The sequence below is a fragment of the Zhengella mangrovi genome, assembly GCF_002727065.1.
Classification (GTDB): domain Bacteria; phylum Pseudomonadota; class Alphaproteobacteria; order Rhizobiales; family Rhizobiaceae; genus Zhengella; species Zhengella mangrovi.
Window position 1 is genome coordinate 1 of sequence record NZ_PDVP01000019.1, and the last position, 21,844, is coordinate 21,844.

The following is a 21,844-nucleotide window of genomic DNA, read 5'->3' on the forward strand; positions in this document are numbered from 1 at the left end:
ACGTGTCGCTGATCGTGCCGATCGCGATGGAAGAAAAGCTGCGCTTCGCCATTCGCGAAGGCGGCCGTACGGTTGGCGCCGGCATCGTCGCCTCCATCATCGAGTGATCTCACGGCAGCAAGGAATGACGGCGAGGCGGGCTGATCCGCCTGCCTCCCGCAAGCCCTTTCAAGGATAAGACGCATGAACGGACAGAATATCCGCATCCGCCTCAAGGCGTTCGATCACCGCATCCTGGATGCTTCCACGCGCGAGATCGTATCGACTGCCAAGCGTACCGGCGCGAATGTTCGCGGCCCCATTCCGCTGCCGACGCGGATTGAGAAGTTCACCGTGAACCGCGGTCCGCATATCGACAAGAAGAGCCGTGAGCAGTTCGAAATGCGCACTCACAAGCGGCTCCTCGACATCGTCGACCCGACCCCGCAGACCGTCGATGCTCTGATGAAGCTCGACCTGGCCGCTGGTGTCGACGTCGAGATCAAGCTGTAAGACAACGCTTGGGAAGGAATTGACCGATGCGTTCTGGTGTTATCGCACAAAAGATCGGGATGACCCGCGTCTACAATGATGAGGGCGAGCATGTGCCCGTGACGGTTCTTCGCATGGAGAACTGCCAGGTCGTGGCGCAGCGTACCGAGGAAAAGAACGGCTACACCGCCGTGCAGCTGGGCGTCGGCCTGGCCAAGGTAAAGAATACGTCCAAGGCAATGCGTGGCCATTTCGCCACCGCATCCGTGGAGCCCAAGGCCAAGGTCATGGAGTTCCGGGTTTCCCCGGACATGCTGCTCGACGTTGGCGCCGAGATCACTGCCGACCATTTCGTCGCTGGCCAGAAGGTCGACGTGACGGGCACGACGATCGGCAAGGGCTTCCAGGGCGTCATGAAGCGCCACAACTTCGGTGGTGGCCGTGCCACGCACGGTAACTCGGTGTCGCACCGCTCGCACGGTTCGACCGGCCAGCGCCAGGACCCGGGCAAGGTGTTCAAGGGCAAGAAGATGGCCGGGCACATGGGCTCGGTGCGCGTCACCACCCAGAACGTCGAGGTCGTGTCGACCGATGCCGACCGTGGCCTGATCCTCGTTCGCGGCGCCGTTCCCGGCTCCAAGGGTGCCTGGATCATGGTCCGCGACGCGGTCAAGTCGGCGCTCCCGGACAATGCGCCGAAGCCGGCCGCCGTTCGCGCCGCCAATTCCGATGCCGCCCAGCCGGCGACCGAGGGAGCCGAATAATGGATCTCAAGATTACCACGCTCGCCGGGAAGGACGCCGGCAAGATCTCCGTCTCCGACGAGATCTTCGGCCTTGAGCCGCGTGAGGACATCCTGCAGCGCGTCGTTCGCTGGCAGCTGGCCGCACGGCAGCAGGGCACCCACAAGTCCAAGGGCCGTGCCGAGATCTCCCGGACCGGCGCGAAGATGTACAAGCAGAAGGGCACCGGTCGCGCCCGTCACTCCTCGGCGCGTGCGCCGCAGTTCCGTGGCGGTGGCAAGGCTCACGGCCCGGTCGTGCGCAGCCATGCCCACGACCTGCCGAAGAAGGTCCGTGCGCTCGGCCTGAAGCATGCCCTGTCGGCGAAGGCGAAGGCGTCCGATCTGATCGTCATCGACGACCTGGCCGCTGCCGATGCCAAGACGAAGGCGCTGGTCGCCCAGTTCGCCGGTCTCGGACTTTCCAACGCGCTGCTGATCGGCGGCGCCGAACTGGATCAGAACTTCAAGCGCGCGGCGTCGAACATTCCGAACGTCGACGTGCTGCCGATCCAGGGCATCAACGTGTACGACATCCTGCGCCGCGGCAAGCTCGTGCTGTCGAAGGCGGCCGTGGAAGCTCTGGAGGAGCGGTTCAAATGACCGATATTCGTCACTACGACGTGATCGTCGCTCCGGTGATCACCGAAAAGTCGACCATGGCGTCGGAGAACAACCAGGTTGTCTTCAACGTCGCCAAGTCGGCCAACAAGACCGAGATCAAGGCTGCGGTCGAAGCGCTGTTCGGCGTGAAGGTTACCGCGGTCAACACGCTGGTCCGCAAGGGCAAGGCGAAGCGCTTCCGTGGCATCGCCGGCCGCCAGTCCGACGTCAAGAAGGCGATCGTGACGCTTGCCGACGGCCAGTCGATCGACGTCACGACCGGTCTTTGAGGCCAGGCTAAGGAAGAGAAGAGATGGCACTCAAGAAGTTCAAACCGACCACGCCGAGCCAGCGCCAGCTGGTCATCGTCGATCGTTCGGGCCTGCACAAGGGCAAGCCGGTCAAGGGCTTGACCGAGGGCCTGACGCAGAAGGGCGGCCGCAACAACCTCGGTCGCGTGACCGCGCGCTACCAGGGTGGCGGTCACAAGCGGACCTACCGCATCATCGACTTCAAGCGTCGCAAGTTCGACGTCGTCGGTACGGTGGAGCGTCTGGAATACGACCCGAACCGCACCGCCTTCATCGCGCTGGTCCGCTATGCGGATGACGAGCTGTCCTACATCCTGGCGCCGCAGCGCCTGGCTGCCGGCGACAAGGTCGTGGCCTCCGAGAAGCCGGTCGACGTGAAGCCGGGCAACGCGATGCCGCTGGCGGCGATGCCGGTCGGCACCATCATCCACAACGTGGAGATGAAGCCGGGCAAGGGCGGCCAGATCGCCCGTTCGGCGGGTGCCTACGCCCAGCTGGTCGGCCGCGATGCCGGCATGGCCATCCTTCGCCTGAACTCGGGTGAACAGCGCCTGGTGCACGGTTCCTGCCTGGCCACGGTCGGCGCGGTGTCGAACCCGGACCATGCCAACATCAACCTCGGCAAGGCCGGCCGTTCGCGGTGGCTGGGCAAGCGCCCGCACGTTCGCGGCGTCGTCATGAACCCGGTCGACCATCCGCACGGCGGTGGTGAAGGCCGCACCTCAGGTGGCCGCCACCCGGTCACCCCGTGGGGCAAGCCGACCAAGGGCAAGCGGACGCGTTCGAACAAGGCGACCGACAAGTTCATCATGCGCTCGCGTCACGCTCGCAAGAAGTAAGAGAGGACATTTCAGTGACCCGTTCAGTCTGGAAAGGTCCGTTCGTTGACGGCTATCTGCTCAAGAAGGCCGACAAGGTCCGCGAAGGCGGCCGCAACGAGGTGATCAAGATCTGGAGCCGCCGCTCCACCATCCTGCCGCAGTTCGTCGGTCTGACCTTCGGCGTCTACAACGGCCAGAAGCACGTGCCGGTCTCCGTGTCGGAAGACATGGTCGGCCACAAGTTCGGTGAGTTCGCCCCGTCCCGTACCTACTACGGCCATGGCGCGGACAAGAAGGCGAAGAGGAAGTAATCATGGGCAAGGCCAAAGCTCCCCGCCGTCTTGCTGACAACGAGGCCCGTGCGGTTACCCGCACGATCCGTGTCAGCCCGCAGAAGCTGAACCTGGTTGCCGCCCTGATCCGCGGCAAGAAGGCTTCGGCGGCGCTCGCCGATCTCGAATTCTCGCGCAAGCGCATCGCCGGCACGGTCCGCAAGACCCTCGAATCGGCGATTGCCAACGCGGAGAACAACCACGACCTCGACGTCGACGCGCTGATCGTGGCGGAAGCCTATGTCGGCAAGTCGATCGTCATGAAGCGCTTCCATGCCCGTGGCCGCGGCCGCGCCAGCCGCATCGAGAAGCCGTTCTCGCACCTGACGATCGTCGTGCGCGAAGTCGAAGAGAAAGGGGAGGCCGCCTGATGGGCCACAAAGTCAATCCGATCGGCCTGCGCCTCGGCATCAACCGGACCTGGGATTCGCGCTGGTTTGCCAACACGGGCGAATACGGCAAGCTCCTGCACGAGGACATCAAGATCCGCGAGTACCTTGAAAAGGAACTCAAGCAGGCGGCCGTTTCCAAGGTCGTGATCGAGCGTCCGCACAAGAAGTGCCGCGTAACCATCCACGCCGCGCGTCCGGGCCTGATCATCGGCAAGAAGGGCGCGGACATCGAGAAGCTGCGCCGCAAGCTGTCCGAGATGACCAATTCGGAAGTGCACCTCAACATCGTCGAAGTGCGCAAGCCGGAGACCGACGCCACGCTGGTGGCCCAGTCGATCGCCCAGCAGCTCGAGCGCCGCGTTGCTTTCCGCCGTGCCATGAAGCGCGCCGTCCAGTCGGCGATGCGCCTGGGCGCCGAGGGCATCCGGATCAACTGCGCCGGCCGTCTCGGCGGTGCGGAAATCGCGCGTACCGAATGGTACCGCGAGGGCCGCGTTCCGCTGCACACGCTGCGCGCCGACATCGACTACGGATTTGCCGAGGCCGAGACGGCCTACGGCATCTGCGGCATCAAGGTCTGGATCTTCAAGGGCGAGATTCTTGAGCACGATCCGATGGCTTCCGAGCGCCGCGCCGTGGAAGGCGACAACCAGGGCGGCCGCCGCCGCGAAAATGCGTAAGCTTTTGGGCTTGCGAAATTGAGGATTTGGAGTAGAGAACGATGCTGCAGCCCAAGCGCACAAAGTTCCGCAAGCAGTTCAAGGGTCGTATCCATGGCGCAGCCAAGGGTGGGACGGACCTGAACTTCGGTTCCTTCGGCCTGAAGGCCCTGGAGCCGGAGCGCGTCACGGCCCGCCAGATCGAGGCGGCCCGCCGCGCGATCACGCGTCACATGAAGCGTGCCGGCCGCGTCTGGATCCGGATTTTTCCGGATGTGCCGGTCACCTCGAAGCCGACCGAAGTGCGCATGGGTAAGGGCAAGGGCTCGGTAGATTACTGGGCCTGCCGCGTGAAACCCGGCCGCATCATGTTCGAGATCGACGGCGTGAACGAAGAGATCGCTCGTGAGGCTCTGCGTCTCGGCGCCGCCAAGCTGCCGATCAAGACGCGCTTCATCCAGCGCATCGCCGAGTAAGAAAGGGTCAAGGCCATGAAAGCCGTAGACGTTCGGGCCATGAGCCCCGACCAGTTGAACGATGAGCTGGCCAAGCTGAAGAAGGAGCAGTTCAACCTGCGCTTCCAGAAGGCAACGGGCCAGCTCGAAAAAACCGACCGCGTGAAGGAAGTCCGCCGCGACATCGCACGCATCAAGACCATTGCCCGCCAGAAGGCGGCGGATAACAAGGCGTAAGGGGTCAATCCATGCCGAAGCGCATTCTGCAGGGCACTGTCGTCTCCGACAAGAACGACAAGACCGTCGTGGTCCGGGTTGAGCGTCGCTTTACCCATCCGCTGATCAAGAAGACGGTCCGTCAGTCCAAGAAGTACAAGGCTCACGACGAGACCAACGCCTGCAAGGTGGGTGACCTGGTCTTCATCCAGGAGTCGGCTCCGATTTCGAAGGACAAGTGCTGGGTCGTTGTCAGCGGCGACCAGGCCTAATCCCATCAGGAAAGACGGGGGAGGGCATCTCCCCGGCCAGAAGAACATAAAAGGCGGTCAGTCATGATTCAGATGCAAACAAACCTCGACGTCGCGGATAATTCCGGCGCCCGTCGTGTCATGTGCATCAAGGTGCTGGGCGGTTCCAAGCGCAAGTATGCTTCTGTCGGCGACATCATCGTCGTGTCGGTCAAGGAAGCCATCCCGCGCGGCCGCGTGAAGAAGGGCGATGTGATGAAGGCGGTCGTGGTGCGCACCGCCAAGGACATCCGCCGTCCCGACGGTCAGGTGATCCGGTTCGACAAGAACGCGGCCGTCCTGATCGACAACAAGAAAGAGCCGATCGGAACCCGTATCTTTGGCCCTGTGCCGCGCGAGCTGCGCGCCAAGAGCCACATGAAGATCATTTCGCTCGCGCCCGAAGTGCTCTGAGGAGACCGCAGCAATGCAGAAGATTCGCAAAGGCGACAAGGTCGTCGTGCTGGCTGGCAAGGACAAGGGCCGTTCCGGCGAAGTCCTGAAGGTCATGCCGAAGGAAAACAAGGCGCTCGTGGGCGGCATCAACCTGGTGCGCCGGCATCAGCGCCAGACGCAGACCCAGGAAGGCGGCATCATCACCAAGGAAGCAGGCATCGACCTGTCGAACCTGGCGGTGGCCGATCCGAAGGACGGCAAGGCGACTCGCGTCGGCTTCGAAGTCCGCGACGGCAAGAAGGTCCGCGTGGCCAAGCGCTCGGGAGAAGTGATCAATGGCTGACAATTACGAGCCGCGCCTCAAGACGCTGTACAACAGCACCATTCGCGATGCGATGCGTGAGCAGTTCGGCTATGCCAACGTCATGCAGATCCCGCGCATGGACAAGATCGTGCTGAACATGGGCGTCGGTGAGGCCACCGGCGATTCCAAGAAGCCCTCGATCGCCGCGGAAGACCTGGCGCAGATCGCCGGCCAGAAGCCGGTCATCACCCGGGCCCGCAACTCGATCGCCGGCTTCAAGGTGCGCGAAGGCATGCCGATCGGCGCGAAGGTGACGCTGCGCAAAGAGCGCATGTACGAATTCATGGATCGCCTGGTCAACATCGCGCTGCCGCGCGTTCGCGACTTCCGCGGCCTGAACCCGAAGAGCTTTGACGGCCGTGGCAACTTCGCCATGGGCATCAAGGAACACATCGTGTTCCCGGAGATCAACTACGACAAGGTCGATCAGATCTGGGGCATGGACATCATCGTTTGTACGACTGCCAAGTCGGATGACGAGGCCCGGGCGCTGCTCAAGGCCTTCAACTTCCCCTTCCGGCAGTAACGGCTCGCGAAAAGGACATTACACATGGCTAAAGTCAGTGCGACCGAAAAGAACAAGCACCGCCAGGAGCTTGTCGATCGCTACGCCAACAAGCGCGCCGCGCTGAAGGCGATCATCATGGACCGCTCCAAGCCGATGGACGAGCGTTTCCGTGCGCAGCTGAAGCTCAACGAGCTGCCGCGCAATTCCTCGAAGATCCGCCTGCGCAATCGCTGCGAGGTTTCGGGCCGTCCGCGCGCTTATTACCGCAAGCTCAAGATGTCGCGTATCGCGCTTCGCGAGCTGGGTTCGCTCGGCAAGATCCCGGGCCTGGTCAAGTCGAGCTGGTAAGGAAGGATACGTATCATGTCCATGAGTGATCCGCTCGGCGATATGCTGACCCGCATCCGCAACGCTGTCGGCCGCCGGAAGACCAAGGTCTCCACCCCGGCCTCGAAGCTGCGCGCCCGCGTTCTGGAAGTGCTGAAGTCCGAGGGCTACATCCGCGACTACACCACCGTCGACTTCGGCGATGGCAAGTCCGAGATCGAAATCGAGCTGAAGTATTACGAAGGCGCCCCGGTGATCCGCGAGATCGCCCGCGTCTCCAAGCCCGGCCGTCGCGTCTACGTGTCGGTCAAGTCGATCCCGCAGGTCGCCAACGGCCTGGGCATCGCGATCCTGTCGACGCCGAAGGGCGTGATGGCCGATCACGAGGCTCGCGAACAGAATGTCGGCGGAGAGCTTCTCTGCCAGATCTTCTGATCGGCGCAACCGAGACAAAGGCGAGGATTTAAAAATGTCCCGTATTGGCAAAAAGCCCGTTCCGGTGCCTGCCGGCGTGACCGCTTCCGTGGACGGCCAGACCGTCACCGCGAAGGGTCCGAAGGGGGAACTGAAGTTCGTCGTCAACGACGAGGTTCTGGTCAAGATGGAAGACGGCGCGATCGCCGTCAATCCGGTCAACGAGAGCAAGGATGCGCGTTCGAAGTGGGGCATGTCCCGCACGATGATCGCCAACATCCTGAGCGGCGTGAAGGAAGGCTTCGAGAAGAAGCTCGAGATCAACGGCGTCGGTTACCGCGCCGCGATGCAGGGCAAGAACCTGCAACTGTCGCTCGGCTTCTCGCATGAGGTGGTCTACCAGACCCCGGACAGCGTGACGATCGCCGTGCCGAAGCCGACCGAGATCGTCGTGTCGGGCATCGACAAGCAGGTCGTCGGCCAGGTTGCGGCCGAGATCCGCAAGTATCGCGGCCCCGAGCCCTACAAGGGCAAGGGTGTCAAGTACGCCGGCGAGCGCATCGTCCGCAAGGAAGGCAAGAAGAAGTAAGGAGCGGCCGTCATGGCTTCGAAAGTTTCGACCCAGCGCCGGGCATCGCGCATTCGCCGCAAGCTCAAGGCGGTGTCCAGTGGCCGTCCGCGCCTTTCGGTCTACCGTTCGTCCAAGAACATCTACGTCCAGATCATCGACGATGCCAAGGGCCACACCGTGGCTGCCGCCTCGTCGCTCGACAAGGATCTCAAGGGCAAGCTGAAGACCGGCGCCGACACCGCTGCCGCCGTCGAGGTTGGCAAGCTCGTTGCCGCCCGTGCCAAGGAGGCCGGCGTCACCGAAGTGGTGTTCGATCGCGGACCCTACATCTATCACGGTCGCGTCAAGGCCCTGGCCGATGCGGCACGCGAAGGCGGCCTGTCGTTCTGACACGTCGCAAGACAGGACTTGAGGCCGGCCGCAACCCCGTGTAAGGGACGGCCGGCCTTCGGGCATTTTGTTTCACCCCGTGCTACCGGAAAAGAACAAGGAACCAGGATATGGCACAGAACCGCAGGGACGATCGCCGCGAACGCGAAGAGCGTGACAGCGAATTCGTCGACAAGCTCGTTCACATCAACCGCGTCGCCAAGGTCGTCAAGGGCGGCCGGCGGTTCGGCTTCGCCGCTCTCGTCGTCGTCGGCGACCAGAAGGGCCGCGTCGGCTTCGGTCATGGCAAGGCACGCGAAGTGCCGGAGGCCATCCGCAAGGCCACCGAGGCCGCCAAGCGTGACATGATCTTCGTGCCCCTGCGGTCGGGCCGCACGCTGCACCACGACGTTGCCGGCCGTCACGGCGCCGGCAAGGTCCTGCTGCGCGCCGCCAAGCCCGGCACCGGCATCATCGCCGGCGGCCCGATGCGCGCCGTCTTCGAGACGCTGGGCGTTCAGGACGTCGTTGCCAAGTCGCTCGGCACCTCCAACCCGTACAACATGGTGCGCGCCACCTTCGATGCCCTGAAGCACCAGCTTCACCCGAAGGACGTGGCTGCACAGCGCGGCATCAAGTACGCCACGCTGCAGGCCCGCCGCCACGAAACGGTTGGCGGCGAGGACTAAACCCGCCGGCAGATGTCGTCAGCGCCTTGTCGTGGCGCTCCATTGATTGGGAATTTGAAAAATGGCTGAGAAAAAATCGGGCAAGACGGTCACCGTCGAGCAGATCGGTAGCCCCATCCGCCGCCCCGCCGAGCAGCGTGCGACGCTGGTCGGCCTGGGCCTGAACAAGATGCATCGCCGCCGCACGCTGGAAGATACCCCGGCCGTGCGTGGCATGATCGCCAAGGTCGCGCACCTGGTGCGCGTCGTCGACGAAGCCTGAAAGCGTCAGGGAGCAAGATCATGAAACTCAATGAACTGCGTGACGCCGAGGGCGCAACCCATTCCCGCAAGCGCGTGGGCCGTGGCATCGGCTCGGGCTCCGGCAAGACCGGCGGCCGTGGCGTCAAGGGTCAGAAGTCCCGTTCGGGCGTGGCCATCAACGGCTTCGAAGGCGGCCAGATGCCGATCTACCGCCGCCTGCCGAAGCGCGGCTTCAAGAACATCTTCGCCAAGAAGCTGAACGTCGTTTCCGTCGGCCGCCTGCAGGCTGCCGTGGACGCCGGCAAGCTGGATGCGAAGACGATCGTGACGGCGGAATCGCTGGTTGCTGCCGGCGTGATTCGCCGCGCCAAGGACGGCGTGCGGATCCTGGGCGACGGCGACCTGTCGGCCAAGCTGACCATCGAGGTTGCCGGTGCATCCAAGTCGGCCGTCGAGAAGATCGAGAAGGCCGGCGGCTCCATCGCCGTGGCGGCCAAGGAAAGCGCTGAATAAGCGCGAATGTGAAGGCGGCGGCTTCGGCCGCCGCTTGCATCTTTGCCAGCCGGGGCCTATCTCGTGACCTCGGCCCTTTTCGGGCGATCGCAAATACTGCCTGATCCGGTGGCCCGGCGACCAGCATCCAGCCTTTCTCGCCAGGGCCGCAAATTAGCGGAGATCGATACATGGCGTCGGCTGCTGAACAACTGGCATCCAATCTGAATTTTTCCGCCTTCGCGAAGGCCGAGGACCTCAAGAAGAGGATCTGGTTCACGCTTGGCGCGCTGCTGGTCTACCGTCTCGGGACCTATATTCCGCTGCCGGGCATCAATCCGGAAGCGTTTGCCCAGGCCTTCCAGCAGCAGAGCCGTGGCGTGCTCGGCATGTTCAACATGTTCGCCGGCGGCGCGGTCCAGCGCATGGCCATCTTCGCGCTCGGCATCATGCCGTATATTTCCGCCTCCATCATCATGCAGCTGATGACCTCGGTCATCCCGTCGCTGGAACAGCTGAAGAAGGAAGGCGAGCAGGGCCGCAAGGTCATCAACCAGTACACCCGCTACGGCACGGTGCTGCTTGCCACGGTGCAGGCCTACGGCATTGCGGTCGGCCTGGAAGGCGGTAACGGGATCGTCGCGGATCCGGGCTGGTTCTTCAAGCTCTCCGCCGTGATCACGCTGGTTGGCGGCACCATGTTCCTGATGTGGCTCGGTGAACAGATCACCGCGCGCGGCATCGGCAACGGCATTTCGCTGATCATCTTTTCCGGCATCGTCGCCGGCCTGCCGACGGCCATCACCGGTACGCTGGAACTGGGCCGGACGGGCGCGCTTTCGACGGGCATCATTCTCGCCATCATCGCGCTGGCGATCATCGTCATCGGCGTCATCGTGTTTTTCGAGCGTGCGCAGCGGCGCCTGCTGATCCAGTATCCGAAGCGCCAGGTCGGCAACCGCATGTTCCAGGGCGACACGTCGCACCTGCCGCTGAAGCTGAACACCGCGGGCGTCATTCCTCCGATCTTCGCCTCGTCGCTGCTGCTGCTGCCGGCCACCGTGGCCGGCTTCGCCAACACGTCGGAAATGCCGGCCTGGGCGTCGACGATCCTGGCGGCACTGGGTCACGGGCAGCCGTTCTACATGGCGCTCTACGCTCTGCTGATCGTGTTCTTCGCCTTCTTCTACACGGCGATCGTGTTCAACCCGCAGGAAACCGCCGACCAGCTCAAGAAGCACTCGGGCTTCATCCCCGGTTACCGGCCGGGCGAGCGGACCGCCGAGTACATCGACTACGTCCTGACCCGCATCACGCTGGTCGGCGCGGTCTACCTGGTTCTGGTCTGCCTGTTACCCGAATTTCTAATTTCGGCGACCGGCGTTCCGTTCTATCTCGGCGGTACATCGCTGCTGATCGTCGTCAGCGTCACGCTTGACACGGTCGCGCAGGTCCAGGGTCACCTGATCGCCCACCAGTACGAGGGGCTGATCAAGAAATCGAAGTTGAGAGGGGGAAAGAGGGGACGATGAGACTGATTCTGCTGGGACCGCCGGGAGCGGGCAAGGGGACGCAGGCCGTTCGGCTGGTCGAGAAGCACGGCATTCCTCAGCTTTCCACCGGCGACATGCTGCGCGCCGCGGTGAAGGCTCAGACCGAGGTCGGCCTCAAGGCGAAGGCCGTGATGGATGCCGGAGAACTGGTGTCCGACGCCATCGTCAACGCGATCGTTTCGGAGCGCATCGACCAGGCGGACTGCGCCAACGGGTTCATCCTCGACGGCTATCCGCGGACGCTGGCGCAGGCTGATGCCGTGGAGGAGATGCTTGCCGCCAAGGGGATGGCACTTGACGCAGTGATCGAACTGATCGTCGATGACAAGGCGCTGGTCGGCCGCATCGTGAAGCGGGCCGAAGACGCCAAGGCTGCCGGCGAGCCGGTCCGCAAGGACGACAACCCGGAGGTCTTCGACGAGCGTCTGCGCGAGTACTACAAGAAGACCGCGCCGCTGACGGGCTATTACCATGCCAAGGGGTTGCGCAAGACCGTCGACGGCATGGATACGATCGACGGCGTGACGGCCCAGATCGAGGCGGTCCTGGCCGCGCTCTGACCGGGGCGCCGCGAATGGCAATCGTTTGGGGTTGACGGATACGGCAACCCGTGTCATAGCGGCGCGTCTCATTGACAGGATGGTGCAGGCCGCCCTTTCCGGGCGGCTTGTTCATTGAAATCCCCGCAAGGGCCGGCCTCCACCGGACGCGGGTCAACAATCAAAGCGCCGGATGACCGGCCCACATGGAGTGACAAGAAGATGGCACGTATTGCCGGTGTGAACATTCCGACCAACAAGCGCGTGGTGATCTCGCTTCAGTACATCCACGGCATCGGTCCGAAGTTCGCCAAGGAAATCATCGAGAAGTGCAGCATCCCGGCCGAGCGCCGCGTGCACGAACTCACGGACGCCGAAGTGCTGCAGATCCGCGAAACGATCGACCGCGACTACCGGGTCGAGGGCGATCTGCGCCGCGAAGTCCAGCTCAACATCAAGCGCCTGATGGACCTCGGCTGCTACCGCGGCCTGCGCCATCGTCGCGGCCTGCCGGTGCGTGGCCAGCGCACGCATACGAATGCCCGCACCCGCAAGGGTCCGGCCAAGGCGATCGCCGGCAAGAAGAAGTAATTGGAAGCAAGCGGATGTCCGGCGGATGCGGCCCTTTCCGGCCTGTCCGCCTGCCGTCGCTGCTTCCGGTGTAGCCGCCGGCATTACGGCGGTGCTGATATCGTAACGAAAGGAAGACCATGGCCAAGGAAGCCACCCGCGTTCGCCGCCGCGAACGCAAGAACATTTCGTCGGGCGTCGCCCACGTCAACTCCACCTTCAACAACACGATGATCACGATCACGGATGCCCAGGGCAACGCGATCGCCTGGTCGTCGGCCGGCGCGCAGGGCTTCAAGGGTTCGCGCAAGTCGACCCCGTTTGCCGCCCAGGTGGCCGCGGAAGACTGCGCCAAGAAGGCTGCCGAACACGGCATGAAGACGCTGGAAGTGGAAGTGCGCGGCCCCGGTTCGGGTCGTGAGTCGGCCCTTCGCGCCCTGCAGGCGGCCGGTTTCACGATCACGTCCATCCGCGACGTGACGCCGATCCCGCACAACGGTTGCCGCCCGCGCAAGAAGCGCCGCGTCTGACGCGGTCCCGCTTGCCGCCTGCCGCATGAACGGTTGATCCCGGTCCTCTGCGGTTTCCATGTCGCGCCCCGCACGAATGGATGGTGCGGGGGCACCGGAAGGATAATATTACATGATCCAGAAGAACTGGCAGGAACTGATCAAGCCCAACGGCGTGGAGTTCACGTCGAAGAAGGGCAACACGACGACGCTCGTCGCCGAACCGCTGGAGCGCGGCTTCGGCCTCACGCTCGGCAACGCGCTTCGCCGAGTGCTGCTGTCGTCGCTGCGCGGCGCTGCCGTGACGGCGGTGCAGATCGATGGCGTGCTGCATGAATTCTCCTCCATCGCCGGCGTGCGCGAGGACGTCACCGACATCGTCCTGAACATCAAGGAAATCGCCATCAAGATGGAAGGCGAGGGACCCAAGCGCATGGTTGTGCGCAAGCAGGGTCCGGGCGCCGTCACCGCCGGTGACATCCAGACGGTCGGCGACGTGGAAATTCTCAACCCGGATCACGTGCTGTGCACGCTGGACCAGGGCGCGGAGATCCGCATGGAGTTCACCGTCAACGCGGGCAAGGGCTACGTGCCGGCCGATCGCAACCGTTCGGAAGATTCGCCGATCGGCCTCATCCCGGTCGACAGCCTCTACTCGCCGGTGCGCAAGGTCTCCTACAAGGTCGAGAACACCCGCGAGGGCCAGGTTCTTGACTATGACAAGCTGACCATGACCCTCGAGACCGACGGTTCCATCTCCGGCGAAGACGCCGTGGCCTATGCCGCCCGGATCCTGCAGGACCAGCTGTCGATCTTCGTGAACTTCGAAGAGCCGCAGAAGGACCAGCCGGCCGAACAGGTCACCGAGCTGGCGTTCAACCCGGCGCTGCTGAAGAAGGTGGACGAACTGGAACTCTCCGTCCGTTCGGCCAACTGCCTGAAGAACGACAACATCGTCTACATCGGCGACCTGATCCAGAAGACGGAAGCGGAAATGCTTCGCACGCCGAACTTCGGCCGCAAGTCTCTCAACGAGATCAAGGAAGTGCTGGCGTCCATGGGCCTTCACCTCGGCATGGAAGTGCCGGACTGGCCGCCGGACAACATCGAGGACCTCGCCAAGCGCTACGAGGACCAGTACTGAGAATTTCCCGCCGGGGTCCCCTCCGGCGGGCTTCAACCACAGAACCAGGGCCGCGTTCTCAAGACCTAGGGCGCGGACATATCCGAAGAAGGAGAAGGCATCATGAGACACGGCAACGCACACCGCAAGCTGAACCGCACCGCCAGCCACCGCAAGGCGATGTTCGCCAACATGGCGGCCAGCCTGATCGAGCACGAGCAGATCGTCACGACCCTGCCGAAGGCGAAGGAACTGCGTTCCATCGTCGACAAGCTGATCACGCTCGGCAAGCGCGGTGACCTGCATGCCCGCCGCCAGGCGATTTCCCGCATCCGCGACGTGCAGCAGGTCAAGAAGCTGTTCGACGTGCTTGGCCCGCGCTACCAGGAGCGCAACGGCGGCTACACCCGCGTGCTCAAGGCCGGCTTCCGCTACGGCGACAATGCGCCGCTGGCAGTGATCGAACTGGTGGACCGCGATGTCGACGCCAAGGGCGCCGCTGACCGTGCCCGCGTCGAAGCCGAAACGGCTGCCGAGACCGAGAACGCCTGATCGGCGCATCGGCCCGTCTGCAACATGGGAAAGCCGCGCCGGCAACGGTGCGGCTTTTTCGCTTTCAGCCGGCCTGCCGGCCCGTTTGCCGCGGTTCATTTTCCGTTTCCCCTTGTCCTGAAATGGCCGAAGTGCTGTCAAAGACTGGCAACCTCCGAATCGGGGTTATCCAGACAGGGGTCAGCAGGGAGTTTCTGACATGGCGCGTTTCGTTTCAGCTGTTCTGGGGAGCCTGTTGCTGCTCCTGGTGACCGGTGCCGGCCTGCAGGCCGCTGAGAATGGCGACCTGCGCGGCCTGCTCGGCAAGCTGCTCGGCGAACCGCAGCAGGGCCAGGCCGTCGAGCAGGCACCGGCCACAGGGCCGCAGGGAATGGCCGCGGCCGACAGCAAGCGGGTGCCGTTCGGCCGCCGTGACATGGAATTGTCCTTTGCGCCGCTGGTCAAGCAGACCGCGCCGGCCGTCGTGAACGTCTATGCCAAGTCGACGGTGCGCCAGCCGGTCTCGCCGTTTTCCGGGGATCCCTTCTTCGAACAGTTCTTCGGTGGCGGCGGACTTTCCAAGCCGCGTGTGCAGCAATCGCTTGGATCGGGCGTCATCGTCGATGCCTCCGGCCTCGTGGTGACGAATTTCCACGTCATCAAGGGCGCTGACGAGGTGAAGGTGGCGCTGGCGGACGGGCGCGAATTCGAAAGCCAGGTGATGCTGAAAGACGAGTCGGTGGACCTGGCGGTGCTGAAAATCAAGGCGGACAGGCCGTTGCCCTACCTTACCTTCGGCAATTCCGACGCCCTGGAAGTGGGCGACCTGGTGCTGGCGATCGGCAATCCCTTCGGCGTCGGCCAGACCACGACCTCGGGGATCGTTTCGGCGCTTGCCCGCTCGCATGTGGGCGTTTCCGATTTCGGCTTCTTCATCCAGACAGACGCCGCGATCAACCCGGGCAATTCCGGCGGCGCGCTGATCGACATGCACGGCCAGCTCGTCGGGATCAACACCGCGATCTTCACCCGTTCCGGCGGGTCCAACGGCATCGGTTTTGCCATCCCCTCCATCATGGTGCGCGCGGTGGTGAACGTCGCCAAGAACGGCGGCGACTATTTCGAGCGGCCCTGGCTCGGCGCCGAGTTCACGGATGTCGATTCGCAGACGGCCGAGGCGCTCGGCATGGATCATCCGACCGGCGCGCTGGTGCAGAACGTGACGCCTGACAGCCCGGCGGAAAAAGGCGACCTGAAGCCGGGTGACGTGCTGCTGTCCATGAACGGCCGCAAGATCGAGACACCGGACGCGCTCGGCTACCGGCTGGCGACGGAAAGCAGCGGAACGACGGTGAAGTTCGAGGTGCTGCGGCGGGGCAAGGTGCAGACCGTTCCGGTGACGCTGGAACGTGCCCCGGAAGGCAGTGCGAGCAACCGGATCCAGGTGGAGGGCAACAGCCCGTTCGCGGGCGCAACGATCTCCGACCTGTCGCCGCGCCTTGCCCAGCGCCTGCATCTGCCGGAAGGCAAGAAGGGCGTGGTCATCATCGACCTGGCGCGAAATTCACCGGCCGCCCGTTTCGGGTTCCGGCCCGGCGATATCGTGGTCGACGTCAACGGCGAGGTTATCGAGAGCGCCAGCCAGTTGAACGGGATCGCGATGGAGCGCAGCCGCTGGTGGCGGTTCGCCATCGACCGGGATGGACAGATCCTGCGCCAGGTGCTGCGCTATTGAGGTTCTGATGGCCGATCTCTTTGCCGACCCGGCGCAACCCGCAGAGCCCGACAGGTCCCAGGCCAAGGGGCGCCCGCTTGCCGACCGGCTGCGCCCGGGCAGCCTTTCCGACGTCACCGGCCAGGAACACCTGACCGGGGCCGACGGCGTGCTCAGCCGCATGATCCGCTCCGGGTCGCTCGGGTCGATGATCTTCTGGGGCCCGCCCGGCACGGGCAAGACCACGGTCGCGCGGCTCCTGGCCGGCGAAACCGACCTGGCCTTCGAGCAGATCTCGGCGATCTTCTCCGGCGTCGCCGATCTCAAGAAGGCTTTCGACGCCGCGCGCCTGCGCCGGACCAACGGCCGCCAGACGCTGTTGTTCGTCGACGAGATCCACCGTTTCAACCGGGCGCAACAGGACAGCTTTCTTCCGGTGATGGAAGACGGCACGGTGATCCTGATCGGGGCGACGACGGAGAACCCGTCCTTCGAACTCAACGCGGCGCTGCTGTCGCGGGCCCGGGTGCTGACCTTCCGGCCGCACGACGAGGCGAGCCTGGCCATGCTGCTGGCCCGTGCCGAGACGGTGGAAGGCCGGCCTTTGCCGCTCGACGAAGGCGCGCGGGCGTCGCTGATCCGCATGGCCGATGGCGACGGACGGGCCGTGCTGACGCTGGCCGAGGAGGTGTGGCGTGCTGCGGGGCCCGGCGAAATATTCGACCAGGACGGCCTCCAGCGCGTGGTGCAGCGCCGCGCGCCGGTCTACGACAAGAGCCAGGATGGCCACTACAACCTGATCTCCGCGCTGCACAAGTCGGTGCGCGGATCCGACCCGGACGCCGCGCTCTACTACCTTTCGCGCATGCTGGATGCCGGCGAGACGCCGTTGTTCGTTGCCCGGCGCCTGGTCCGCATGGCCGTGGAGGATATCGGGCTGGCCGATCCGCAGGCGCTTGTCATCGCCAATGCGGCCAAGGACGCCTATGATTTCCTTGGCTCGCCGGAAGGCGAACTGGCGCTGGCGCAGGCCTGCGTCTACCTTGCCACGGCGCCGAAATCCAATGCCGTCTACATGGCCCACAAGGCGGCCATGCGGGCGGCCAAGGAGCACGGCTCGCTGTTGCCGCCGGCCCATATCCTCAATGCGCCGACGAAGCTGATGAAGGAAGAAGGCTACGGGACGGGCTACCTTTACGACCACGACCAGCCCGATGCCTTTTCAGGCCAGGACTATTTCCCGGAGGCCATGGGCCGCCAGACGTTCTATGCGCCACCGGACCGGGGCTTCGAGCGGGAAATCCGCAAGCGGCTGGACTGGTGGGAAAAATTGCGCCGCGACCGCGGGCGCTGAGACAAGGGTTCCGAATGTCCAGACTTCTCGCAGCCATCCGGCGCATCCCGTGGCCGACGCTCATCCTCATGGCGGCCCTCATTGGCGGCGCCCCGTTCGTTCCGGAGCCGCACCTGATCGAAAAGGCGCGCTGGCTGGTCGAAGGTCATCCGTTCCGTCCGGTCGACTGGTTCGACATTGCCTGGCATTCATGGCCACTGCTGCTGATCGCGATCAAGCTTTCCGGCCGGCGCCCCGGCGAGACGGCGGGTGATTGATACCGGTCAAGGCGCGGGCGGAAGGAGGCTGCCAATCTGAACCGGACCTGTCAGAGGAGATCCTCATGAAAGTCCTGTCCGCCATCGCCCTTTCCTTTCTTCTTGCCGGCACGGTTTCGGCGCCGGCAGACGGGGATTACCCGTGGTTCAACGACATCCGCATGCAGGCCGAGAGTGAGCTTGCCTGCGACGTCGATTATTTCCTGAATGCACGCGAGGGCGACCTGGGCGGAAAGCATACGCAGGAAGCCCGCTTGCAATGTACGGACGGACGGCGCTTCGACGCCGTGCGCGAGATACCGGAAACGAATTTCCGTTTCCTGGCCTGCGATACACAGGTCTGCTGAGGAGGCCCTGCCATGCATGTCGTCATCCTTTTCGCGACCGTCGAAGGCCAGACACGCAAGATCGCCCGGCACATGGCCGGCACGGTGCAGAGCCTCGGCCATGATGTCACCGTCTACGACGCCGCAGACCTGGAGGATGTGGACCTTGACCTGGCGGATGCCTTCATCGCCGCCGCCCCGGTTCATATCGGCCGGTTCCCGGCTCCCTTCGTTCACTGGGTCAAGGAGCGGGCAGATGCCCTGAACGGCAAGCGCTGTGCCTTCGTGTCGGTCTCGCTGGGCATTGCCTCCCAGTTCGAGGCGGAGAAGCGCGAGATCGAGGCCATCGGCGAGGCATTCTTCGCCGAGACCGGCTGGCATCCGGGCGCGGTGCACCACGCTGCCGGCGCGCTGCGCTACACCCGGTACGATTTCCTCAAGCGCCTGCTGATGCGCCATATCGCGGCCAAGGAGGGCGGCGACGTCGATACGTCGGAAGACCATGAGTATACCGACTGGGACGGGCTGGCGGCCTTCGTGACCGGTTTCCTGGCCGCTGACGGCTGAGCGGGCCGGCGGCTTCTCGCGACAGGCATTCGATGACCGTCCGACCACGGGGCAGGGGATCTGCCCGCGGGGCGGATTCTCCGCTTCACGTGCCGGTTGGACTGGTTTATCAACGGTCGCATGTTGCACACACTTCTTGTCGCCCTGGGCGGGGCAATCGGCGCATCGTTGAGGCATCTGACGGGGCAGTTCATGATGCGTCTCGCCGGCCCCAATTTTCCCTATGGCACGATCACGGTGAACATCGTCGGGTCCTTCGTGATGGGTCTGTTCGTGGCCTGGCTGTCGCGCCGGGCGGGCGGGACCAGCAGCGAATTGCGCCTTTTCTTCGCAACCGGCCTGCTGGGCGGGTTCACCACGTTTTCCGCCTTCTCGCTGGACGTGGCCACCCTGTGGGAACGCGGCGCGGAAATGACCGCGGCGGTCTATCTGCTCGCGTCGGTCATCCTGTCGGTCGCGGCGCTGTTTGCCGGCTTGTGGCTCGCAAGAAGCCTTGCATGATGCTATGGGCAGCGTTTCTTGCAAATGAGGACCAGACATGGCCGGCGTTGAACAGGTGACGGTGAGCGAGGACGAGAACGGCATGCGGCTGGACCGGTGGTTCAAGCTGCATGTGCCGGGCCTCGGCTTCGGCGCGCTGCAGAAGCTGCTGCGCACGGGGCAGATCCGTGTCGACGGCGGCCGGGCGAAGTCCGACACGCGGCTCGGTGCCGGGCAGACCGTCCGCATTCCGCCGCTGGGCGCCGATCTGAAGGACAACGACAGCGGGCCGCTGACCGCACGCACCATCAAGGACCGCGGCGACGGCGAAGTGCTGTCGAAGATGCTGCTCTACGAGGACGCCAAGGTCTACGTGTTCAACAAGCCGGCCGGTCTGGCGGTGCAGGGCGGCTCCGGCGTCGCCCGCCATGTCGATGGCATGCTGGAAGCCTGGCGCAACCAGAGGGGCGAGAAGCCGCGCCTGGTGCATCGCATCGACCGCGATACGTCGGGCGTGCTGGTGGTTGCGCGTACACGCGGCGCGGCGGTGAAGCTGACCGCTGCCTTCCGGGAACGCGAGACGAAGAAGACCTACTGGGCGCTGGTCAAGGGCGTGCCCAAGAAGGCGGAAGGGCGGATTTCCACCTGGCTGGTCAAGGAGCAGACCCCGGACGGCGACCGGATGCGTGTTGCTCGCCACGGCGAACCCGATTCCGATCACGCGGTCTCGCACTACCGCGTCGTCGACCAGGCGGGCCAGAACCTCAGCTGGCTTGAAATGGAGCCCTATACCGGGCGCACACACCAGTTGCGCGTTCACGCCGCGCACATCGGCTGCCCGATCATCGGCGATCCGAAATATTTCGAGGCCGACCAGAACTGGGAGTTTCCCGGCGGCATCCAGAACAGGCTGCACCTGCATGCGCGGCGGATCGTCATTCCCCATCCCGACGGCAAGGGCGTCATCGACGTGACGGCACCGCTGCCGCCGCACATGGTGCAGAGCTGGAACCTGCTCGGCTTCGACGAAGCGACGGCCGAGGCATGAGTACACTCGATGGCGCCAGCAACGCGACGCGCGCCCCCGGACCGGGCGCGATCGCGCTGATGGTGGTGCTGACATCGTGCTGGGGCCTGAGCCAGGTGGCGATGAAGATCGCCAATCTCGGCTACAGCCCGCTGACGCAGTGCTTTCTTCGCTCGGCGGTCGGCGCGCTGTGCATCGCCGGATGGTGCCTGGTGCGCGGCATCCCGCTGACGCTGCGTGACGGTACCCTCAGGCCCGGGCTCGTGGCCGGCCTGTTCTTCGCGGTCGAATTCATCCTCCTGTTCCTGGCGATGGATATCACCAGCGTGGCGCGCGGCGTGCTGATCTTCAATTCCATGCCGTTCTGGGTGCTGGCCGGGAGTCATCTCATCGGCCTGGAGCGCCTGTCGTGGCGCAAGCTGAGCGGCATGGCGCTGGCCTTCTGCGGCGTCTCGCTGGTATTCGCCGACAAGGTGACGCTGCCGTCGCATTTCGCCATCATCGGCGACCTGATGGTGTTCGGAGCGGCGCTGTGCTGGGCCGGCACCGTGCTGGTGATCAAGGTGACGCGGCTGGCGGAGTCGCCGCCTGAAAAGAGCCTGCTCTACCAATTGGGCGTATCGGCCATCGTGACGCTGCCGTTCATCCCGCTCGGTGGTCCGGCGTTGCGCGACGTCGGCTGGCTGCCGACGGCAACGCTGGCGTTCCAGGCGCTGTTCATCGTGTCGATCACCTACCTGGCCTTCTTCCGGATGGTGCAACGTTATTCCGCGTCCAGCCTGTCGAGCTTCGCGTTCCTGACGCCGCTGACCGGCGTGACGGCCAGCGCGCTGATCCTCGACGAACCGTTGAGCCCGCAGATCGGCCTGGCGCTGGCGCTGATCGGTGCCGGGCTGTTCCTGGTCAACCGGCCGCAGCGGCGCATGACGGGGAGGGCGGCATGAAACTTGTTCTGTTCGATTGCGACGGGACGCTGGTGGACAGCGCGGGCATCATCCACGGATGCATGGAACGTACTTTCGCGGAAGCGCAATTGCCGGTACCGACACCGGAGGGCACGCGCGGGATCATCGGCCTGTCACTCGACATCGCCATTGCCCGCCTGCTGGCGCGCGAGGTTGACGACGAGATCGGCGGGCTGGTGCAACGCTACAAGCACCATTTCGTGTCGATGCGCGCGGCGCCCGATTTTCGCGAGGACCTCTATGACGGCATCGCGCCGCTGATCGCCAGCCTGGCCCTGCGGGACGACATCCTGATCGGCATGGTCACCGGCAAATCCCGGCGCGGGGTGGAGTCGGTGTTCCAGACGCACGGATTCGGGCAGCATTTCCTGACCGTGCGCACGGCGGACGACTGCCCGTCCAAGCCGCACCCGGCGATGGTGCTGGAATGTTGCGCGGAAACGGGCATGGATCCAAAGGATACCCTTGTCGTCGGCGATGCGATCTACGATATGCAGATGGCGAAAGCTGCCGGTGCCGTTGCCATCGGCGTTTCCTGGGGCTACGGCGCGGCCGATGAGCTGCGCCGGCACGGGGCCGACGCGGTGCTGGAGCACCCATCCGGCCTGCACGACCATCTTTGAGA

Annotated in this window: 37 protein-coding genes; all 37 read left to right on the forward strand. The window is 64.4% G+C overall.

The window, feature by feature from the left end:
* Positions 1-107 (forward strand): EF-Tu C-terminal domain-related protein (locus CSC94_RS20920; RefSeq protein ID WP_133122961.1); only part of this gene is annotated, 107 nt, incomplete at its 5' end.
* A 76-nt stretch (positions 108-183) separates the two neighbouring features.
* On the forward strand, positions 184-492 hold the full coding sequence (gene rpsJ, locus CSC94_RS20925; protein WP_099308327.1) for a 30S ribosomal protein S10: 309 nt from the start codon (positions 184-186) through the stop codon (positions 490-492).
* Positions 493-518: 26 nt separating this feature from the next.
* Positions 519-1,235 (forward strand): 50S ribosomal protein L3, encoded by a 717-nt coding sequence (rplC, locus tag CSC94_RS20930; RefSeq protein ID WP_099308328.1) that lies wholly within the window; start codon positions 519-521, stop codon positions 1,233-1,235.
* Positions 1,235-1,855, forward strand: coding sequence for a 50S ribosomal protein L4 (rplD, locus tag CSC94_RS20935; RefSeq protein WP_099308329.1), 621 nt, complete (start codon positions 1,235-1,237; stop codon positions 1,853-1,855). The genes rplC and rplD overlap by 1 nt, the downstream gene beginning before the upstream one ends.
* Positions 1,852-2,145: a 50S ribosomal protein L23 gene (locus tag CSC94_RS20940; protein WP_099308330.1), complete on the forward strand. Its 294-nt coding sequence runs from the start codon at positions 1,852-1,854 to the stop codon at positions 2,143-2,145. The genes rplD and CSC94_RS20940 overlap by 4 nt, the downstream gene beginning before the upstream one ends.
* A gap of 23 nt (positions 2,146-2,168) precedes the next feature.
* Positions 2,169-3,005: a 50S ribosomal protein L2 gene (gene rplB / locus CSC94_RS20945; protein WP_099308331.1), complete on the forward strand. Its 837-nt coding sequence runs from the start codon at positions 2,169-2,171 to the stop codon at positions 3,003-3,005.
* Positions 3,006-3,019: 14 nt separating this feature from the next.
* A complete protein-coding gene (rpsS, locus tag CSC94_RS20950) occupies positions 3,020-3,298 on the forward strand; it encodes a 30S ribosomal protein S19 (RefSeq protein WP_099308332.1) in 279 nt (92 codons plus the stop codon).
* A 2-nt stretch (positions 3,299-3,300) separates the two neighbouring features.
* A complete protein-coding gene (rplV, locus tag CSC94_RS20955) occupies positions 3,301-3,690 on the forward strand; it encodes a 50S ribosomal protein L22 (RefSeq protein WP_099308333.1) in 390 nt (129 codons plus the stop codon).
* Positions 3,690-4,391 (forward strand): 30S ribosomal protein S3, encoded by a 702-nt coding sequence (gene rpsC / locus CSC94_RS20960; protein ID WP_099308334.1) that lies wholly within the window; start codon positions 3,690-3,692, stop codon positions 4,389-4,391. The genes rplV and rpsC overlap by 1 nt, the downstream gene beginning before the upstream one ends.
* 41 nt (positions 4,392-4,432) lie before the next feature.
* Positions 4,433-4,846, forward strand: coding sequence for a 50S ribosomal protein L16 (gene rplP, locus CSC94_RS20965; protein WP_099308335.1), 414 nt, complete (start codon positions 4,433-4,435; stop codon positions 4,844-4,846).
* 15 nt (positions 4,847-4,861) lie between these two features.
* Positions 4,862-5,062 carry a 50S ribosomal protein L29 gene (gene rpmC / locus CSC94_RS20970; protein ID WP_099308336.1) on the forward strand — a complete coding sequence of 67 codons (201 nt, stop codon included), beginning with the start codon at positions 4,862-4,864 and terminating at the stop codon, positions 5,060-5,062.
* An 11-nt stretch (positions 5,063-5,073) separates the two neighbouring features.
* Positions 5,074-5,313, forward strand: a complete 240-nt coding sequence (rpsQ, locus tag CSC94_RS20975; RefSeq protein WP_099308337.1) for a 30S ribosomal protein S17 — start codon at positions 5,074-5,076, stop codon at positions 5,311-5,313.
* A gap of 63 nt (positions 5,314-5,376) precedes the next feature.
* On the forward strand, positions 5,377-5,745 hold the full coding sequence (gene rplN, locus CSC94_RS20980; protein WP_099308338.1) for a 50S ribosomal protein L14: 369 nt from the start codon (positions 5,377-5,379) through the stop codon (positions 5,743-5,745).
* Between the two features lie 13 nt (positions 5,746-5,758).
* On the forward strand, positions 5,759-6,070 hold the full coding sequence (gene rplX / locus CSC94_RS20985) for a 50S ribosomal protein L24 (RefSeq protein WP_099308339.1): 312 nt from the start codon (positions 5,759-5,761) through the stop codon (positions 6,068-6,070).
* The gene (gene rplE, locus CSC94_RS20990; RefSeq protein WP_099308340.1) at positions 6,063-6,617 is read left to right on the forward strand and encodes a 50S ribosomal protein L5; all 555 of its coding nucleotides are present in this window, start codon (positions 6,063-6,065) and stop codon (positions 6,615-6,617) included. Before rplX ends, rplE begins: the two co-directional genes overlap by 8 nt.
* A gap of 24 nt (positions 6,618-6,641) precedes the next feature.
* Positions 6,642-6,947, forward strand: a complete 306-nt coding sequence (gene rpsN, locus CSC94_RS20995) for a 30S ribosomal protein S14 (RefSeq protein WP_099308341.1) — start codon at positions 6,642-6,644, stop codon at positions 6,945-6,947.
* A 15-nt stretch (positions 6,948-6,962) separates the two neighbouring features.
* Entirely contained in the window at positions 6,963-7,361 is a 399-nt protein-coding gene (gene rpsH, locus CSC94_RS21000) for a 30S ribosomal protein S8 (protein WP_099308342.1), read from the forward strand.
* 34 nt (positions 7,362-7,395) lie between these two features.
* The gene (gene rplF, locus CSC94_RS21005; protein WP_099308343.1) at positions 7,396-7,929 is read left to right on the forward strand and encodes a 50S ribosomal protein L6; all 534 of its coding nucleotides are present in this window, start codon (positions 7,396-7,398) and stop codon (positions 7,927-7,929) included.
* Positions 7,930-7,941: 12 nt separating this feature from the next.
* Entirely contained in the window at positions 7,942-8,301 is a 360-nt protein-coding gene (rplR, locus tag CSC94_RS21010) for a 50S ribosomal protein L18 (protein WP_099308344.1), read from the forward strand.
* Positions 8,302-8,411: 110 nt separating this feature from the next.
* Positions 8,412-8,969 carry a 30S ribosomal protein S5 gene (gene rpsE, locus CSC94_RS21015; protein ID WP_099308345.1) on the forward strand — a complete coding sequence of 186 codons (558 nt, stop codon included), beginning with the start codon at positions 8,412-8,414 and terminating at the stop codon, positions 8,967-8,969.
* Positions 8,970-9,030: 61 nt separating this feature from the next.
* Positions 9,031-9,231 carry a 50S ribosomal protein L30 gene (rpmD, locus tag CSC94_RS21020; RefSeq protein WP_099308346.1) on the forward strand — a complete coding sequence of 67 codons (201 nt, stop codon included), beginning with the start codon at positions 9,031-9,033 and terminating at the stop codon, positions 9,229-9,231.
* A 20-nt stretch (positions 9,232-9,251) separates the two neighbouring features.
* Positions 9,252-9,725, forward strand: coding sequence for a 50S ribosomal protein L15 (rplO, locus tag CSC94_RS21025; protein WP_099308347.1), 474 nt, complete (start codon positions 9,252-9,254; stop codon positions 9,723-9,725).
* A gap of 170 nt (positions 9,726-9,895) precedes the next feature.
* The gene (gene secY / locus CSC94_RS21030) at positions 9,896-11,236 is read left to right on the forward strand and encodes a preprotein translocase subunit SecY (protein WP_099308348.1); all 1,341 of its coding nucleotides are present in this window, start codon (positions 9,896-9,898) and stop codon (positions 11,234-11,236) included.
* Positions 11,233-11,817, forward strand: a complete 585-nt coding sequence (locus CSC94_RS21035; RefSeq protein WP_099308349.1) for an adenylate kinase — start codon at positions 11,233-11,235, stop codon at positions 11,815-11,817. Before secY ends, CSC94_RS21035 begins: the two co-directional genes overlap by 4 nt.
* A 201-nt stretch (positions 11,818-12,018) precedes the next feature.
* The gene (gene rpsM / locus CSC94_RS21040; protein WP_099308350.1) at positions 12,019-12,387 is read left to right on the forward strand and encodes a 30S ribosomal protein S13; all 369 of its coding nucleotides are present in this window, start codon (positions 12,019-12,021) and stop codon (positions 12,385-12,387) included.
* A gap of 119 nt (positions 12,388-12,506) precedes the next feature.
* The gene (rpsK, locus tag CSC94_RS21045) at positions 12,507-12,896 is read left to right on the forward strand and encodes a 30S ribosomal protein S11 (RefSeq protein WP_099308351.1); all 390 of its coding nucleotides are present in this window, start codon (positions 12,507-12,509) and stop codon (positions 12,894-12,896) included.
* A 112-nt stretch (positions 12,897-13,008) separates the two neighbouring features.
* The gene (locus CSC94_RS21050) at positions 13,009-14,019 is read left to right on the forward strand and encodes a DNA-directed RNA polymerase subunit alpha (RefSeq protein WP_099308352.1); all 1,011 of its coding nucleotides are present in this window, start codon (positions 13,009-13,011) and stop codon (positions 14,017-14,019) included.
* Positions 14,020-14,121: 102 nt separating this feature from the next.
* A complete protein-coding gene (gene rplQ / locus CSC94_RS21055; RefSeq protein ID WP_099308353.1) occupies positions 14,122-14,550 on the forward strand; it encodes a 50S ribosomal protein L17 in 429 nt (142 codons plus the stop codon).
* A 199-nt stretch (positions 14,551-14,749) separates the two neighbouring features.
* Positions 14,750-16,264, forward strand: a complete 1,515-nt coding sequence (locus CSC94_RS21060; RefSeq protein WP_099308354.1) for a DegQ family serine endoprotease — start codon at positions 14,750-14,752, stop codon at positions 16,262-16,264.
* 7 nt (positions 16,265-16,271) lie between these two features.
* Positions 16,272-17,597 (forward strand): replication-associated recombination protein A, encoded by a 1,326-nt coding sequence (locus tag CSC94_RS21065; protein ID WP_099308355.1) that lies wholly within the window; start codon positions 16,272-16,274, stop codon positions 17,595-17,597.
* Positions 17,598-17,611: 14 nt separating this feature from the next.
* Positions 17,612-17,854, forward strand: a complete 243-nt coding sequence (locus tag CSC94_RS21070; protein WP_099308356.1) for an RND transporter — start codon at positions 17,612-17,614, stop codon at positions 17,852-17,854.
* Between the two features lie 65 nt (positions 17,855-17,919).
* The gene (locus CSC94_RS21075; RefSeq protein WP_099308357.1) at positions 17,920-18,201 is read left to right on the forward strand and encodes a hypothetical protein; all 282 of its coding nucleotides are present in this window, start codon (positions 17,920-17,922) and stop codon (positions 18,199-18,201) included.
* 12 nt (positions 18,202-18,213) lie between these two features.
* A complete protein-coding gene (locus CSC94_RS21080) occupies positions 18,214-18,747 on the forward strand; it encodes a flavodoxin domain-containing protein (RefSeq protein ID WP_099308358.1) in 534 nt (177 codons plus the stop codon).
* A 120-nt stretch (positions 18,748-18,867) separates the two neighbouring features.
* Positions 18,868-19,248 (forward strand): fluoride efflux transporter CrcB, encoded by a 381-nt coding sequence (gene crcB, locus CSC94_RS21085; protein WP_099308359.1) that lies wholly within the window; start codon positions 18,868-18,870, stop codon positions 19,246-19,248.
* 37 nt (positions 19,249-19,285) lie between these two features.
* Positions 19,286-20,275, forward strand: coding sequence for an RluA family pseudouridine synthase (locus CSC94_RS21090; RefSeq protein ID WP_099308360.1), 990 nt, complete (start codon positions 19,286-19,288; stop codon positions 20,273-20,275).
* A complete protein-coding gene (locus tag CSC94_RS21095; protein ID WP_099308361.1) occupies positions 20,272-21,198 on the forward strand; it encodes a DMT family transporter in 927 nt (308 codons plus the stop codon). Before CSC94_RS21090 ends, CSC94_RS21095 begins: the two co-directional genes overlap by 4 nt.
* Positions 21,195-21,842, forward strand: a complete 648-nt coding sequence (locus CSC94_RS21100) for an HAD-IA family hydrolase (protein WP_099308362.1) — start codon at positions 21,195-21,197, stop codon at positions 21,840-21,842. The genes CSC94_RS21095 and CSC94_RS21100 overlap by 4 nt, the downstream gene beginning before the upstream one ends.
* Positions 21,843-21,844 lie beyond the last annotated feature (2 nt).